At 26.6% G+C, this 16,364-nt stretch carries 13 protein-coding genes, 1 tRNA gene and 1 pseudogene; 10 read left to right on the top strand and 5 right to left on the bottom strand.

Going from position 1 to position 16,364, the window contains the following annotated elements; all coding sequences use genetic code 11:
- Positions 1-191: 191 nt before the first annotated feature.
- Complete coding sequence (locus HCG76_RS17990) at positions 192-707, bottom strand: AmiS/UreI family transporter (protein WP_221701629.1); 516 nt, start codon at positions 705-707, stop codon at positions 192-194.
- A 211-nt stretch (positions 708-918) separates the two neighbouring features.
- On the opposite strand from HCG76_RS17990, the gene HCG76_RS17985 reads away from it, so the two are divergent.
- From HCG76_RS17985 to HCG76_RS19635, 6 genes and pseudogenes are all read left to right on the top strand, one after another.
- Positions 919-1,902: an ABC transporter permease gene (locus HCG76_RS17985; RefSeq protein WP_221701628.1), complete on the top strand. Its 984-nt coding sequence runs from the start codon at positions 919-921 to the stop codon at positions 1,900-1,902.
- Complete coding sequence (locus tag HCG76_RS17980) at positions 1,886-2,788, top strand: ABC transporter permease (RefSeq protein ID WP_260458193.1); 903 nt, start codon at positions 1,886-1,888, stop codon at positions 2,786-2,788. Before HCG76_RS17985 ends, HCG76_RS17980 begins: the two co-directional genes overlap by 17 nt.
- A gap of 11 nt (positions 2,789-2,799) precedes the next feature.
- Positions 2,800-4,338, top strand: a complete 1,539-nt coding sequence (locus HCG76_RS17975) for an ABC transporter substrate-binding protein (protein WP_221701626.1) — start codon at positions 2,800-2,802, stop codon at positions 4,336-4,338.
- Between the two features lie 62 nt (positions 4,339-4,400).
- Positions 4,401-5,402: an ABC transporter ATP-binding protein gene (locus HCG76_RS17970; RefSeq protein ID WP_221701625.1), complete on the top strand. Its 1,002-nt coding sequence runs from the start codon at positions 4,401-4,403 to the stop codon at positions 5,400-5,402.
- A gap of 17 nt (positions 5,403-5,419) precedes the next feature.
- Positions 5,420-6,307: an ATP-binding cassette domain-containing protein gene (locus HCG76_RS17965; protein WP_221701624.1), complete on the top strand. Its 888-nt coding sequence runs from the start codon at positions 5,420-5,422 to the stop codon at positions 6,305-6,307.
- Positions 6,308-6,314: 7 nt separating this feature from the next.
- A pseudogene (locus tag HCG76_RS19635) lies at positions 6,315-7,321 on the top strand (transposase); the annotation flags it as partial.
- 217 nt (positions 7,322-7,538) lie between these two features.
- Here the strand turns inward: HCG76_RS19635 and HCG76_RS17955 are convergent.
- Positions 7,539-8,741 (bottom strand): L,D-transpeptidase family protein, encoded by a 1,203-nt coding sequence (locus HCG76_RS17955; protein WP_221701623.1) that lies wholly within the window; start codon positions 8,739-8,741, stop codon positions 7,539-7,541.
- A gap of 176 nt (positions 8,742-8,917) precedes the next feature.
- Between HCG76_RS17955 and HCG76_RS17950 the strand changes: the two genes are divergently transcribed.
- From HCG76_RS17950 to HCG76_RS17940, 3 genes are all read left to right on the top strand, one after another.
- Entirely contained in the window at positions 8,918-9,697 is a 780-nt protein-coding gene (locus HCG76_RS17950; protein WP_221701622.1) for a DUF1189 family protein, read from the top strand.
- 69 nt (positions 9,698-9,766) lie between these two features.
- Positions 9,767-9,841 (top strand) — tRNA-Arg (locus tag HCG76_RS17945).
- A gap of 98 nt (positions 9,842-9,939) precedes the next feature.
- A complete protein-coding gene (locus HCG76_RS17940; RefSeq protein ID WP_221701621.1) occupies positions 9,940-11,073 on the top strand; it encodes a Card1-like endonuclease domain-containing protein in 1,134 nt (377 codons plus the stop codon).
- 23 nt (positions 11,074-11,096) lie between these two features.
- On the opposite strand, the gene HCG76_RS17935 is transcribed toward HCG76_RS17940, so the two are convergent.
- Positions 11,097-11,987, bottom strand: a complete 891-nt coding sequence (locus tag HCG76_RS17935) for a phosphatidylserine decarboxylase (RefSeq protein WP_221701620.1) — start codon at positions 11,985-11,987, stop codon at positions 11,097-11,099.
- Between the two features lie 206 nt (positions 11,988-12,193).
- On the opposite strand from HCG76_RS17935, the gene HCG76_RS17930 reads away from it, so the two are divergent.
- Positions 12,194-12,754 (top strand): TetR/AcrR family transcriptional regulator, encoded by a 561-nt coding sequence (locus HCG76_RS17930; protein ID WP_221701619.1) that lies wholly within the window; start codon positions 12,194-12,196, stop codon positions 12,752-12,754.
- Positions 12,755-12,794: 40 nt separating this feature from the next.
- On the opposite strand, the gene HCG76_RS17925 is transcribed toward HCG76_RS17930, so the two are convergent.
- Positions 12,795-14,384 carry an ABC-F family ATP-binding cassette domain-containing protein gene (locus HCG76_RS17925; protein ID WP_221701618.1) on the bottom strand — a complete coding sequence of 530 codons (1,590 nt, stop codon included), beginning with the start codon at positions 14,382-14,384 and terminating at the stop codon, positions 12,795-12,797.
- A gap of 225 nt (positions 14,385-14,609) precedes the next feature.
- Complete coding sequence (gene cls, locus HCG76_RS17920; protein ID WP_221701617.1) at positions 14,610-16,145, bottom strand: cardiolipin synthase; 1,536 nt, start codon at positions 16,143-16,145, stop codon at positions 14,610-14,612.
- Positions 16,146-16,364: the final 219 nt, after the last annotated feature.

Below are 16,364 nucleotides of genomic sequence, written 5' to 3'. Positions count from 1 at the left end.
AGTGTATAAAATTTTGAACAATTAAAAAGGAGTTGTATTCAGACTGAATTTATTAATTCAATCTGATACAGCTCCTTATATTTTAAATATTAGAAACAAAAAAAAGATTATTCAAAATAATTTTGAAATAATCTTCTATAAATTAATAAAAATTAAGTTGTTTAATCTCTCTACAATTAAATATTTTTAAATTAATTCCAAAGACTTATTAACATTAAGAATCCAGGAATCCAAGCTGTTACGATACCCTCAAATATACCTAGGTATCCAACAAATTTACCAAGAGGTTTCTTTAATACGCATTCGATAAAACCTGTTAACCATAATAATCCCCATAAGAACCAAATGATTCCCATTCTCCAATCATCTCCACCAAAATGATTGAATGCTAAAATTCCACAAGGAATAGAGTTTATAGCAACAAATAGACTATACCATCCATAAAGTCTTGTATCTAAATTGAAAAGAGTATTACAAGCTACATAAAGATATGTAAATCCAAACAATAATCCTGTTGCAGCGGCATAGAAATCCATTGGTTCCCCAGTGAATTTGGCATGAACAATAACAATAATATTACATATTACCGATAAGCCTCCTGTGAAAATATTCATAACAGTAACAGATTTATCACTTATATTGCTTATTCTTGCTAAGCCGTTACTTATTAAAACTATTCCTACATATAATAAAACTAATCCTAACATAGTTAGATCCTCCTATAAAATATAAATTATTTTATAGAGAGAACAAAACAACTTAAGTTAATCAACATATAAATTATATAAGCTTTATTAGTTATTAAAAATGACGGTTGATAAGAATTGAAAGAAATATATTCGAAGTTTTATAAATGTCAATGGAAAATGGAATATTAATTTTAATAATGAAAATTATACGAAATAGGAGACGAATAAGATGAAAACTTTAATAAAAGGAATATTTCAATTTATAGTTACAATATTTATATTATCTATAGTTGTATTTTATATGTCGAGATTATCACCTGGGGATCCGCTTAAGGCTTATTATGGTGATTCAGTTGAAAGAATGGGTTTGGAACAGAGAGAAAAAGCAATTGATAATTTGGGGTTAAATAAACCTATTTATATTCAATATGAAAGTTGGATTAATAATACTATAAAGGGTTATTTTGGAATTTCGTATAAATATAAAAGAAATGTTGTTGAAGTTATTAATGAAGTTTATAAAAATACAATAGTACTTGGAGGATTATCTTATGTATTAATTTTTATAGTTGCTTTGCTTTTAGGGATATATTCTGCAATTCATGAAGATAAGCTTATAGATAAGATAATAATGATGATTGGGAATATTATAACATGCATACCCTCCTTTTGGATGGCAATAATATTAATTTTAATATTTGGAGTTAACCTAAAAATTTTACCCACTAGTGGAGCTTACTCTATTGGAAAAGTTAATGATATTGGAGATAGAATTATTCATTTAATATTACCAGTTATAGTTTTAGTAATAAGTCATCTATGGTATTACGCATATATGGTAAGAAATAAGTTATTAGAAGAAATGAGGGAAGAATATGTAGTATTAGCTAAAGCAAAGGGTCTTAATAAATACCAAATAATTTATAAGCATTGCCTAAGAAATATAATGCCTTCATTTATGGCAATAATGGCTGTTTCTACATCTCATATTTTAGCAGGAACATATATAGTTGAAAGTATATTTTCATACCCAGGTTTGGGAACATTAGCATTCGAAAGTGCTAAATATCATGATTATAATATGCTTATGATAATATCTATTATTACTGGAGCCATTGTAGTATTTTCTAATTTTATAGTTAAGATAATTAATTCAAAAATAGATCCAAGAGTAGAAGAGAATGGAGGAAATAGTTTTGAATTTCCAAAGTAGTGATTTTGATATAGTTGATAAGAAAAAAATATGCATAGATTTTAAGAAGATAGAGAATAAAAAACTTAGTAGAATTAGAGGTTTTCCTATGACATCAGTAGTTATATTGATGTTAATAGTGATAAGTTGCTTATGTTGGAATGTAATAAGTAACTATGATCCTAAATATATGGATTTAATAAATTGTAATATTGCACCTAATAAAATATTTTATTTTGGTACAGATTCAATGGGGAGAGATATTTTTTCAGGAATATGGTATGGGGGAAAGATATCATTATTTATAGGAACTTTTTCTACTATAATATCAACTTTTATAGGAGTACTGTATGGAAGTATTAGTGGTATGTCATCAAAATATATAGATTACATAATGATGGAAGCTATAGGAATAATAATTAGTATACCGTCTATTTTACTTGTAATATTTGTACAAGCTATTGTAGGAAAAAATAATGTATTGGGAATTTCTGTTGTAATAGGAACAGTTAGTTGGATGAATATAGCGAAAGTTGTAAGAAGTGAAGTTAAGCAAATAAGAAATAGTGACTATGTGATAGAAGCTAAAATTATTGGAGGAAGTTTTTTATATATATTAAAACAACATTTATTTCAAAACTTTATATCGTCAATAATGTTTATGATAGTCAATAATATTGCAAATGCTATTGCCATAGAAGCTACATTAAGCTTTTTGGGAATAGGATTACCAGTTGAAATAATATCATGGGGAAGTATGCTTTCATTAGCGCAACAAGCGTTACTATCAAATTATTGGTGGATAGTTGTAATTCCAGGGGTATTTTTAGTTATAACTATTTTTTGTTTATCTAATATAGGAGATTACCTAAGAAGAAAAAATATAAAAAAACATAATAATTTATAGAGGTGAAATTTATGAAATTAAAAAAATTTAAATTAACTGCTGCTTTAATTAGCTTATTGATATTAGTTGGATGTGGGAGCAACACAAAAGATAATCTTAATGAAAAAGTATTAGTTTATGGAAGTCATAATTATACAAGTATTAATCCAGCATTATATGAACATGGAGAAATAAATTTATTGTTATTTAACGGACTTACTGCTCATGATGAGAATGATAATATTGTTCCATGTCTTGCTGAAAGTTGGGAATATGATAATGAAAATTTAACATATACTTTTAATTTAAGAAAGGATGTAAAGTGGCATGATGGAGAGCAGTTTACGGCGGAGGATGTTAAATTTACTTTTGATACAATAGGAAACCCAGATAATAATTCAGAAATAAAAACCAATTATGAAGATATTAAGGAAATACAAGTAATAGATGATTATACTATAAAATTTATCTTGAAAAATGAAAATGTTGCATTATTAGATTATTTAGCTGTAGGAATAATACCTAAGCATATATTAGAAAATCAAGATATATCAATTGCGGAATTTAACAGAAACCCAATAGGAACTGGACCATATAAAATTATCAATTGGGATGAAGGACAAAGTATAACATTGGTAAAAAATGAGGAGTATTTTAAAGGTGAACCTAAAATTGATAAGATAGTCTTTAAAATAGTAGATGATTCAAAGGCTAGAGTAATGCAATTAGAAAGTGGAGAATTAGATTTAGCTCAAGTTACACCAAAGGATATATCAAACTTTGAAGGAAATGATCAGTTTAATATAGACATAATGAATACCTCAGATTATAGAGGGATAATGTATAACTTTAATTCATCATTATTTAAAAATAATAGGGAATTACCTAATGCATTAAGTTATGCTATTGATAGAAAAGCTATAGTAGATAACATTCTATTAGGATATGGAGATATTGCTTATTCTCCAATACAAAAGAACAAATATAATGATGAAAATATGGAAAAGTTTGATTATAATCCAGATATGACCAAAAGTATCCTTGAAGAAAATGGGTGGGTACTAGGAAGTGATGGTATTTATGAAAAGAATGGAACAAAGTTAAGTTTTGAGTTAGTTTGTCCAGAGGGAGATCAGGAAAGAATAGATATAGCTAATTTTTCAGCACAACAATTAAAAGAAGTTGGAGTTGATGCAAAAGTTGCTATTAAATCAAATATTGATTGGGAAAATCAAGATTCATATTTAATTGGGTGGGGAAGTCCATTTGATTCAGACGATCATACTTATAAAGTATTTTCAACTGATGGAGGAGCTAACTATGGATATTATTCAAATAGAAAAATTGATGAATTATTAAAAAAAGCAAGACAAATAGACATTGAAGAAGAAAGAGCAAAGTATTACACAGAGTTTCAAGAAGAGCTTACAAAAGATATGCCTTATACTTTTATAGCATATATAGATGCAATTTATGTAGCAAAAAGTAATATAAGTGGTATAACAACGGACACTATTTTAGGGCATCATGGGGTAGGAATATTTTGGAATATAGAAGATTGGGATATATAGTAGTTAATTTATAGAATACGAATTATTATAAGTATTGTAGTACTATTAGGAGAAAATTTAGTATGGATAAAATATTAAAAGTTAAAAATTTGGAGGTTAATTTTATAACTAATTATGGAGAGATAAAAGCTGTAAGAAATGTATCATTTGATTTAAATAAAGGTGAAGTATTAGCTATAGTTGGAGAATCAGGGTGTGGAAAATCAGCTTTATGTAGAAGTTTATTAAAATTATTGCCTAGAAATGGATATATAAAAAGTGGAGAAATTTTATTTAAAAAAAATGATTTATGTAAAGTTTCAGATGAAGAAATGAATAAAATAAGAGGTAATGATATATCAATGATATTTCAAAATCCAACGACGACTTTAAATCCAACTATAACTATAGGAAAACAAATATTAGAGGCTATAAGAATTCATAATAAAATAAATAAAGTAGATGCTAAAAAGATAGTATTACAATTGATGGACCTTGTAGGAATTGATAATGTTGAAACAAGATATAATCAATATCCTTATGAGTTTTCAGGGGGAATGAGACAAAGAGTAGTTATTGCAATTAGTTTAGCAAATAATCCTGATGTTTTAATAGCAGATGAGCCTACTACTGCTTTAGATGTAGTAGTTCAATACAAAATACTTAATCTTATTAAATCAATTCAAATAAAAAATAATATATCAATTGTTTTAATAACTCATGATTTAGGAGTTGTTGCTAATATTGCGGATAGGGTTGCGGTTATGTATGCAGGAAAAATAATTGAAATTGGAAAAAAGAATGAAATACTATTAGAGGCTAAACATCCATATACAAAGGCATTATTAAAATCAATACTGTATAAAAACAAAGAGAATAGTTTTATAGAGTGTATAGATGGAATTCCACCTAATTTGTTAGATCCACCTAAAGGTGATGCATTTGCAATTAGAAATAAAAATCCATTAAAAATAGATTTTTTAGAAGAGCCACCTATGTTCAAAGTTACTGAAACTCATTATGCAGCAACATGGATGCTTCATCCAAATGCAAAAAAGGCAAGAGAAACGTTGAATTATGAATAGAATTGGAGTAAACAACAATGAGTAGAGAAAAACTTTTAGAAATAATAAATGTTAAACAGTACTTTGAAATAAATAGAAATAATTTTATAAAAGCATTAGATGATGTATCTATAAATATATATAAAGGTGAATTTTTAGGATTAGTAGGTGAATCAGGGTCAGGAAAATCAACGTTAGGTAAGAGTATAGTTGGAGTTAACAAATTAACATCAGGTAAAATATTATATGATGGAATAGATATAAGCATTAAAAAAAATCAAAAAAAAATTATAAGTGAAAATATTCAATTTATATTTCAGGATTCTACATCATCTTTAAATTCTAGAATGACTATAGGAAAAATTATAGAAGAACCATTGAAATTTAAAAAGGTATATAGAAATAAAGAAGATAGAGTACAAAAAGTATATGATATGCTGAAATTAGTAGGAATAGATGAAAGTTATATAAATAAATATCCATATGATTTTTCAGGTGGGCAGAGACAAAGGGTAAACATTGCAAGGGCTCTATCAACAAATCCTAGTTTTATTATTGCAGATGAACCAATAGCGTCATTAGATATTTCAATGCAAGCACAAATAATAAATTTATTTAAAAGTTTAAAAGAAAAAATGAATTTAACATGTCTATGTATATCTCATGATTTAGCTATGTTAAGATATATTAGTGATAGAATAGCAGTTATTTATAATGGTAAAATAGTTGAAATTGCAGAAACAGAAGAGTTATATAGCAATCCAATTCATCCTTATACAAAAGAATTAATAACATCTATTTTAACTGTTGATATTAATAATAAATTTAAAGTTGATATTAATGAGAGAAGTAAATTTATTATTGATAATGATAATAGCCGATGGATAGAAGTTAAAAAAAATCATTTTGTATATCTAAGTACTTAGATTGTATATTTATAAAAAAAAAATCTTACACAAAAATTATGCTTTAAATCGAAAGTTTTATCAATTAAAACTTCCTTTTGATATAGATTGCATAATTCCAGAAAATGATTCGGTTAGATTACTAAGTCAGTTTGTAGAGGAGATGGATTTAACTGAACTATATTCTACTTATTCTAAGATAAGAGAAAATCAAGTATCGCCAACGAACATGCTAAAAATTATACTTTATGGAGATATGAATGGTTTTTATTCTTCACGAGATATAGAAAGGACATGTCTTAGAGATATAAATTTTATGTTTTTACTTGAAGGGGCATCCGCTCCGGATCACTCAACATTTGCGAGATTTAGAAGTTTACATTTTGATCCGTGTGCTAAAAAGATATTGGCTGAAATTACTGATTTTCTTTATGAGATGGGAGAAATATCAGGCAAATCAATATTTATTGATGGTACTAAAATGGAAGTTTATGCAAATAAATATACATTTGTTTGGAAAAAATCTGTGACAAAAAATATGTCTAAATTATTAATAAAAATAGCCAACCTTGTAAAAGAATGTGAAGAACTTTATGATATTAAATTGATTTATAAAAATAAGGTGCAGATGAGGCATGTAAAAAAGATAAAAAAAGACTTTATGAATTAAAGAAAATTGAAAATATTGAATTCGTCCACGGATGTGGTAAAAGAAAGTCATCACTTCAAAAATCTATAGAAAAGCTTGAAGAGTATCTTTTAAAACTCAAAGAATATAACAAGAAAGTATACACTTGCGGAGAGAGAAATAGTTATTCAAAAACAGATAATGATGCTACTTTTATGAGAATGAAAGAAGATGCTATGAAGAATGGTCCACTTAAACCTGCTTATAATGTACAACATGGTGTGGATGCGGAATATATTTCGTGGCTTACTGTTGGACTACAGCCAACAGATACAACAACACTTATCCCATTTCTTAAAAGTATGGAACAAAATTTAAATTTTAAATACTTAAATATAGTTGCTAACAAAATACAATCTAACCGAACTGGTAAGCATTTATTTGAGATAAAAGAAGCTTCATAGTTAAATTTTTTAAGTCTTTTTTATTAGCTTTATTAAAGTGCGCCTATTTTTAAATAAAGTTTATTCCTATAATAAAATGTGCCCTAAATTTTATGATAGTATAGAAAAGGAGCTATCGCTAGCGAATTTTTTTATTCGCTATTGCGACAGCTCCATTTTTTTAATTTATTATAACTTTTGTACCAGAGTCAATATTATCATAAATCCATTTAGCATCTTCTGTTTTTAATCTAATACAACCATGAGAAGCTGGAGTTCCTAAAGTGTTATCTACAACTTCGCTCTGATCTTCGTTATAAGGAACAGAGTGGAATAAATAATCTCCATAGAATTGAACCCAGTATTTACCGCCTTGTTCATATTTATCTGAATAGAACCAATCACCACGTTCGCGTACATCAAAAATTCCTGTTGGAGTTTTTTCAGTATCTATACCAGTAGAACAAGTAAAGGATTTAACTGTATCCCATTTATTCATGGAGCCCTTATAAACATATGTAATTTGATCAGCTAAATTTACGTATACTAAGTAAGGGGTTAAACTTTCTATGTTTAATGTATTTATATTACTACTTGTAATTGCTTGAAGTAGTTGACTAGAAGTTAAAGTTAAATTTTGAGTATCATTAGAACCTATAGAAGCTAAATAATTTTCCTTAGCTTCAGCTATAGAGTTAATTTTACTAGTAATATCAGCATCATCTTGAGAAATTATAGAAGTATCAACATTAGACAATAAATTTATAGCTTTAGTATAATAATCATCTTTAACTAAAGCGTCGGCTTCTTTAAATAATCCATCTTTATAATCGTTTATACATTTATCTATGTATTTAGTTGCATCACTATAATATTTTGAAGAATCAGGTATCTTATTTAAAAAATCTATAGCAGCAGTAAAATTACCACTATTACAATTATCTAATCCCAAATCTAAAATTGCTTCATAGTCAGAATCACTTTTTGGAACATAAGTATCATCCAATGAAATTATTACTTTATTTAAAGATGAATTTAATACATCATAGCTTTTGATTTCATTTAATACTAATAAAGCTTTTGATTTATCATCTTCATTATCTAAAACAGAATCACATATATCTTTTACTACAGATGAAAAATATGTGTTTAAATCCTTATTTAAAGTTTTCTTTTTTAATTTTAAATAAATATTATCTTCTGAAATAGTTTGTTTTGCAGTAGTAAAATCGCAACTGTTAAATTTAGAAAAAAAGCTTTCTATAATTAAAGAATACTTATAGTTTATATAGTAATTAGCAGCTAATACTAGTAATAATCCAGCAAAAACAATTGTAATAATTTTAAAAATACTTCTTTTAGGTTTTCGAAATAAATTATTCAATTAAATACCTCCTTTTGTTTTATTATTAATACTTGACTAATTTATTTGTTTTTAAACCTAGAATGAGTAAATTTACAAAAAGTACACAAGAAAAAATAGTAAAATATGTTATAATTAAAGAATGAAAATTAACCTATTAATTTAATATACTTATAAATTAGACTTATGGAGGAGCAATGAGTAATAAAGTAAAAATGAGAAATAAATTTATTTTTAGTATTAACCCTAAGAAATATGTTTATTTATATAAAGAAAAAATAAGTAAGGCATTTTTATATATTATAGTGCTTTCTATAATTATTGGACTTATTCAAGGTGCTATGAGTACTATGGTTATTTCAGGATTAGAAAAAACAACAGAAATGATTTTAAAACAAGATGAAGTTCAATTTGAAATGAAGGATGGAATACTAGATTTTAAAGCATCGCCAATTAAGGATGAAGAAGGTCAGGCATTGCTATATATAGATACAAGCAAGGGAATTGAAGAATTAGATAATTTAAGAAGTATAACTGTTCATAAGGATATAGTAACGGTATTGCTTAAAGATGGTTTCATGATTAAGAATGGATCAGAGGATGTAACATATAAATATTCTGATTTAGGTTTAGATAAAATAGATTTTAATAATGATTTTTTAATAGCTGCATTTGAAAAGGTTGATATAGCTAAATATATAATTATTCCAATTGTGATAGTTGCTAATTTTATTCAATTAATAATATATGCAGTATTGATATCATTAGTAGGAGTGTTAAGTAATTTAATTGCAAATAGGAAGATAGAGTATGGAAATTTATTTAATCTTTCATTATATGCTGTTACATTACCTGCAATAATTAATTTAATATTCCCAATAGGAGGATATTCTATATTAATAGGTGGAATTATATTAATGTTTGGATTAAGCTATATATCTTTTTATAATGAAAAGCAAGATATAGAAAGTAATTAATTAAATGTAAAAAATTTTAATTCTTGAAAAATAATAATTTTTGTGTTAACATAGATTTGTTAACACTATGGAGCGTTAGTTAAACGGATATAACACGCCGCTACGGACGGCGCATTAAGGGTTCGATTCCTTTACGCTCTGCCATTAAAGAACTGTTGAAATTCAACAGTTCTTTTTTATTTATAAAATTTTATATTACTAGGAAAACTATTTATAGAGTTAAAATAAAGAGGTATAGATATATGATTGATATATTAATAAATCAAGTAGATGAACATAATGAAAATAGTATCCTAGCAACCAAAGAATTTAATCCAAATGTAGTTTATTTTATAAAGGATAATAATTCAGAAGAAAAAATGAAAAGTCTCAGATTATATTATGAAAAAAACTTTAAGTCAGTTAAAATTGAAGAATTTATAGTAAAAGAGGGAAATCAACAAGAATTAGAAAAAATGATAGATAGTATAAAGGATAAAAATATTCTTATTAATTTAACTGGAGGAAAAAGAATAAATTCATTGATTTTGTTAAATTTGAGTATGAGAAATAATATTACGGCATTATATATAGATATTAAGAAGAAAATATTGTACGAATTTAAGAACAATATAAAAATATATGAAAAAACTTTTGAGGATTTAGAAATTGATGATATTGTAAAAGCTTCAGGTGGAAAAATTGTTGAGGATTCTTCAGAATTATGTAATAAAAAAGACTTAATTTATTTTGCAGAAAAAATATCTAGTAATCTAGAGTTATGGCATAAATATAAACAACAATTATATGAAGCTAATATATTCGAGCATGATTCAAATGAAGGAAAAAAAATTTACATTCATACTGAAGGATTAGAGAAAGAGGAAGTAAATTTATTAAATAAAATATTAGCTAAGCTTGAGGAAATGAAAGAAATTAATTATAGAAAACAAAATGATAAGATAACAGTTAATTTTAATAATGATTATTTAAAGGCATTTATTTTTAAGAGTGGAACATGGCTTGAGATAGAAACTAATAAGTTAATCAATAAAATAGAAGAAGTTGATGAGTCTAAAAATGGAGTAATGTTTTTATGGAATGATGAAAATCAATCAGTAAGAAATGAGTTAGATGTTGTTGCTGTAAAGGATTGTGTTCCAATTTTTATTTCTTGCAAAGATAGCGACAAATATAATGAGATGGCACTAAATGAGTTAAATGTATATGCTTCTAAGTTTGGTGGAGAAAATTCTTATAAAATATTAGTAGCAACAAAAGAGCCAATAAAATCACCAGTAAAAGTAAGGGCAAAAGAAATGGGAATCCATTTGATTATATTTGATGGTAATGAAGAGAAGTTTATTAAAGAAGTTAAAGCTATAATTAATAAATAAAAATAACTAAAGTGCTAAGCACTTTAGTTATTTTTTTCTCCAATCTTTTCACCCATAATAACTTTTGTTTCAAAGCCAAATGAAGATTGAATAAGTATATCATCATCTACGTTTACTGTATCTGGTTTAAAGAAAAGTATTGTAGTAGAGCCACCAAATTTAAAATATCCTTTTTCATCTCCTTTAGAAACTTTTTCATTTGGTTTATAACTTTGTATTATAGAGCCAACACAAGTTGCACCTACTTCAACATGAATTATATCACCAAAGTTCTCAGAGTGAAAAACAGACCATTCACGTTTATTCTGACAATAAAGTTTAGGGATTTTTTCCAATGCAGTAGGATTTACAGAATAGTAATTTCCTCTAACTATATTAGATTTTTCACAAACACCATCATCAACAAAATGCAATCTGTGATAGTCCGTAGGACATAATCTTAAAACTAAACAAGTACCACCATTATATTCATTCGCAATATTATCATCTTCTATTAATTCAGAAAGGCTGTAGTTAATGCCTTTTACTTGTATTAAGGAATCTATATTTATATTAGTATAAGCTAATAAACGACCATCACCAGGAGAAATTAATATGTTTTTATCGTAATCAATAGGTCTTGCTTCTGGTATAAGCTTTCTTACAAAAAAATCATTAAAGTTTTTAAAGTCGGAAGGATCAGTAGTACATATATCCATATCAATATTAAAACCTTTAATAAAAGAAGGAATTTTTTTTATACTAAGTTTACTGTCACAATAATTACCATATAATTTAGAAAAAAGTTTTCTTTTTATAAATAATTCAACTAAGCCTTTACCTATTGGAGATTCATATGCCCATTTTATGTATTTTTCGCCTGCAACATCTTCAGTATCATATTTATTTGTTTTTCTATTATAGACTTGTATCATAAATTTACCTCATATTAATTAGTGTAATAAGAAAAATACTATTATATATTATATGTGAAAATATAATATATTCTTATAATATATTAACATATTTTCTTTTAATAGTTTATTAACATTAATATAATAGAAAAATTATTTGAAACTATAGAGTTAAAATTATAGAATAAGTTTAAGGGAAAGAGTTTAATTATGTTATGGAGGAAAATATGAGTATAGAAATAAAAATAATAAAAGCAACAATAGATATATTTAAAGAAAAAGGTGTTAAATTTACAATGGATGATATTGCTACTAAGCTAGGTGTTAGTAAAAGAACACTTTATGAAAATGTAGATAGTAAAGAATGTCTATTAAATTTAATAGTAGATACTGTATTTGATTCTATAGCTGAAGAAAGCAAGCAAATAATTAATGATCAAAATATAGATGATATAGAAAGAGTAAAAAGGTTACTAACTATATTACCGACATCATTTAAAACTATTGATTATACTAAGATTTATGAAATAAGAAAGTTCTATCCTAAAATTTATGAAAAAATAATAGATAAGTTGGATTCTGGATGGGAACCAACGGGTGAATTGATTAATAAGTGCATAGAAAAAGGATTAATTAAAAGAGTAAATTTAACTTTAATGAAGAGTGTTTTAATTGGTGGTATAAGAAATTTATTGGAAGATGATTATTTATATAAGGAAAATTTAGAGTATCAAGAAGTAATGAAAGATATTGTAGATATAATGTTTGAAGGTTTAGTTATTAGATAAAAATTATATGAAAAAAGCCAGCAAAGCTGACTTTTTTGTATTATTCACCGAATTTTTCTAAGAATTCGTCATATGTCATTGTTCTATCTAAGATAGATCCATCATCATTTATTCTTACTATTCTATTTGCAACTGTTTGAACGAATTGGTGGTCATGAGAAGCAAATAATACGTTACTGTTATAATCTTTTAATCCATTATTTACAGCAGTAATTGATTCAAGGTCTAAGTGGTTAGTAGGACCATCTAAAATTAATACATTTGCGCTAGAAAGCATCATTCTAGAAAGCATACATCTAACCTTTTCTCCTCCAGATAATACATTAGCTTCTTTTAAAGCTTCTTCTCCAGAGAATAACATTCTTCCTAAGAATCCTCTGATATAACTTTCAGATTTTTCCTCAGAGAATTGTCTTAACCAGTCAACTAAGCTTAACTTACAATCGTTGAAGAATTCAGAGTTATCTTTAGGGAAGTAAGCTTTAGTTATAGTGATACCCCATTTGAATTCACCAGCATCAGCTTCCATTTCTCCGTTTATAATTTTAAATAAAGTTGTGATTGCAATTTCATTACCAACGAAAGCAATTTTTTCATCTTTATTTACTCTGAAGCTTACGTTATCTAAAACTTTAACTCCATCAATAGTCTTAGATAATCCTTCAACTACTAATATGTCATTACCAACTTCTCTTTCAGGTTTGAATCCAACAAATGGATATCTTCTGCTTGATGGTTGGATATCGTCTAAAGTAATTTTATCTAATAACTTCTTACGAGATGTTGCTTGCTTAGATTTAGAAGCATTAGCACTGAATCTTGCGATGAAGTCTTGTAATTCTTTAATTTTTTCTTCTTTCTTCTTGTTTTGATCTTTAGCCATAGCTGTTGCTAATTGACTTGATTCATACCAGAAGTCGTAGTTACCAACGTATAATTTAATCTTACCAAAGTCAACGTCCGCCATATGAGTACAAACTTCATTTAAGAAGTGTCTATCATGGGATACAACTATAACTGTACCTTCAAAGTCACCTAAGAAAGTTTGTAACCATTTAATAGATTTAATATCTAAGTGGTTTGTAGGCTCATCTAGGATTAATATTCCTGGATTACCGAATAGAGCTTGGGCAAGTAAAACTTTAACTTTTTCAGCCCCAGTTAATTCTGACATTAATTTGTAATGTGCATCAGTTCCGATTCCTAAACCTTGTAATAATGATGATGCTTCAGATTCAGCTTCCCAACCGTTTAATTCAGCAAATTCACCTTCTAATTCAGCAGCTTTAATTCCGTCTTCATCTGAAAAGTCAGGTTTAGCATATAAAGCATCTTTTTCTTTCATTATTGTATGTAATCTTTCATTACCCATTATAACTGTTTCTAAAACAGGGAATTCATCATATTTATAATGGTCCTGACTTAATACAGACATTCTTGTATTTGGAGCAATTATAACCTCACCTGTGTTTGGTTCAACCTCTCCTGATAATATTTTTAAGAATGTAGATTTTCCAGCTCCGTTAGCTCCAATGACACCGTAACAGTTACCAGGAGTAAATTTGATGTTAACATCTTCAAATAATTTACGAGAACCGTATCTTAAACTTACATTTAAAACATTTATCACTCAACATACCTCATTTCATTTATTATTCTTTCGCTATTATAACATAAAGTTTTTATCTTTTCATTGAAATATGCAATATTATATCAGTGAATTAGTGAGAATTTTTCAAAAAAAATCATTGTAAAATTTTTATATGCAAAAAATGATTTAATATCGAAAAAAAGAATTAATATAAAAAGTTGTAATAAAAAAGAAAAAGCCGAAAAATTTTCGACTTTTTCCTTTTTACATTAAAGGTGCAAATATAGTTATTACAGAATATATGGCACGTTTATATAAAGGAATAGAATTCCATAAATCTGTAGTAACTTCTTCAGAAACCTTAAGTATTTCTATAAAATCATCACGTACTTCAAGAACGCTGTTTGTTTTATATAAAAAAGTAGCACATTCAAATTGAAGATATAGGCTACGGTAATCAAGATTAATAGTTCCAACAACAGCATAATCATCATCTACTACTATGGTTTTTGCATGAATAAATCCAGGGGTATATTCATATATCTTAACACCAGATTGAATTAAAGCGTTATAGTTTGAACGAGTCATACCATGAACATACCACTTATCGCCAACATGAGGAGTTACAATACATACATCAACGCCTCTTTTGGCCGCTTGACATAATGCAGTACGAGTTTCATTATCTATTATTAAATATGGACTTGTAATATGTATGTAATCCTTAGCTTGATTAATTAAATTTAGGTACACTGTTTCTCCAACTTCTTCATTACTCATTGGATTATCTGTATAAGGTTGAACATATCCATCGTTAGAAAAGTCTTCTTTGTGATGCACATGGGGACGATATTTTTCGAAATCTTCTTTTGTCTTATAAAGATTCTCCCACATAGTTAAAAACATTACAGTAAAACTCCATACAGCATCACCTTTTAAAATAATAGCTGTATCCTTCCAATGTCCATGAACATTTATTGCATTAATGTATTCGTCAGCTAAGTTAATGCCACCATTAAAAGCTGTATGTCCATCAATAATTATAATTTTACGATGATCACGATTATTCATTCTTATAGATAATGATGGGACAAAGGGATTAAATACGCAGCATTTTATACCGAAGGATTCTAATTTTTTTGCATAACCAGATGGTAATAAAAATAAACAACCAAAATCATCATAAATAACACGAACATCTAATCCAGCAGCAGCTTTTTCTTTTAAAATTTCTAGTATTGTATCCCACATTGTACCTTCTTGAATAATAAAATACTCTAAAAATATGTAGTGTTTAGCATTTTGTAGTTCATCAATTAAACGTTCAAATTTACGCTCACCTAGATTTAAATATTCAGTTTGGGTATTTTTATAAATTGGACAATGTGCATATTTAGTAATGTAATTAGATTGATTTGAGGCTACTTTATTTTCAGATAATATCTCATTATTCACTAGATTATCTTGTTCTAAATATAATTTTAAGTCTTCAGTAATTGGAGCGAATTTTTTTGAAATTTTATTATGAGTAAATTTACTACCAAACAAAAGATAAAATATACCTCCGAATATAGGAAAAAGTAAAATTGGTATAATCCAAGCTATCTTGTATCCTGGATTTGAGTTATTATTAAGAATAAAAAATACACAGGTTAAGCTTAATACACCACAGATTCCATAAAAATAAACAAAATAATTTTGAAAATTAATCATAAAAAGAATTAGTATTAATAGTTGTATAAATATTAATAAACCAATAATACCAACTCTTCCTAATAAAATTTTTAAAGTGTTTTTCAATGTTCTCGCCCCCAATTAAGTTTAATTATTATTAAATAATGTATAATGAAAAATATTATAACAAATAATATAATTGATTTAAATAATATTTATTTAAGACATAAAAAATACTCACAATAAAATTTATTGTGAGTATTTTTTATCAGTTTGTTGAAAAACCCCCTGTTTAAAAACAGAGGGTTTTTCTATTATTAGTTGTGGATAAAATTTAAAATTCAA

This window comes from Clostridium sp. K13, from assembly GCF_019734195.1.
GTDB lineage: Bacteria > Bacillota > Clostridia > Clostridiales > Clostridiaceae > Clostridium.
The sequence above is the reverse complement of the archived record's forward strand: the minus strand, read 5'-3'. Positions and strand labels throughout refer to the sequence as shown.

Coding starts and splice junctions, on each gene's coding strand:
- HCG76_RS17985 (WP_221701628.1), top strand. CDS start 919: ATGAAAACTTTAATAAAAGGAATATTTCAATTTATAGTTACAATATTT.
- HCG76_RS17990 (WP_221701629.1), bottom strand. CDS start 707: ATGTTAGGATTAGTTTTATTATATGTAGGAATAGTTTTAATAAGTAAC.
- HCG76_RS17970 (WP_221701625.1), top strand. CDS start 4,401: ATGGATAAAATATTAAAAGTTAAAAATTTGGAGGTTAATTTTATAACT.
- HCG76_RS17935 (WP_221701620.1), bottom strand. CDS start 11,987: ATGATACAAGTCTATAATAGAAAAACAAATAAATATGATACTGAAGAT.
- HCG76_RS17930 (WP_221701619.1), top strand. CDS start 12,194: ATGAGTATAGAAATAAAAATAATAAAAGCAACAATAGATATATTTAAA.
- HCG76_RS17975 (WP_221701626.1), top strand. CDS start 2,800: ATGAAATTAAAAAAATTTAAATTAACTGCTGCTTTAATTAGCTTATTG.
- HCG76_RS17965 (WP_221701624.1), top strand. CDS start 5,420: ATGAGTAGAGAAAAACTTTTAGAAATAATAAATGTTAAACAGTACTTT.
- HCG76_RS17940 (WP_221701621.1), top strand. CDS start 9,940: ATGATTGATATATTAATAAATCAAGTAGATGAACATAATGAAAATAGT.
- HCG76_RS17950 (WP_221701622.1), top strand. CDS start 8,918: ATGAGTAATAAAGTAAAAATGAGAAATAAATTTATTTTTAGTATTAAC.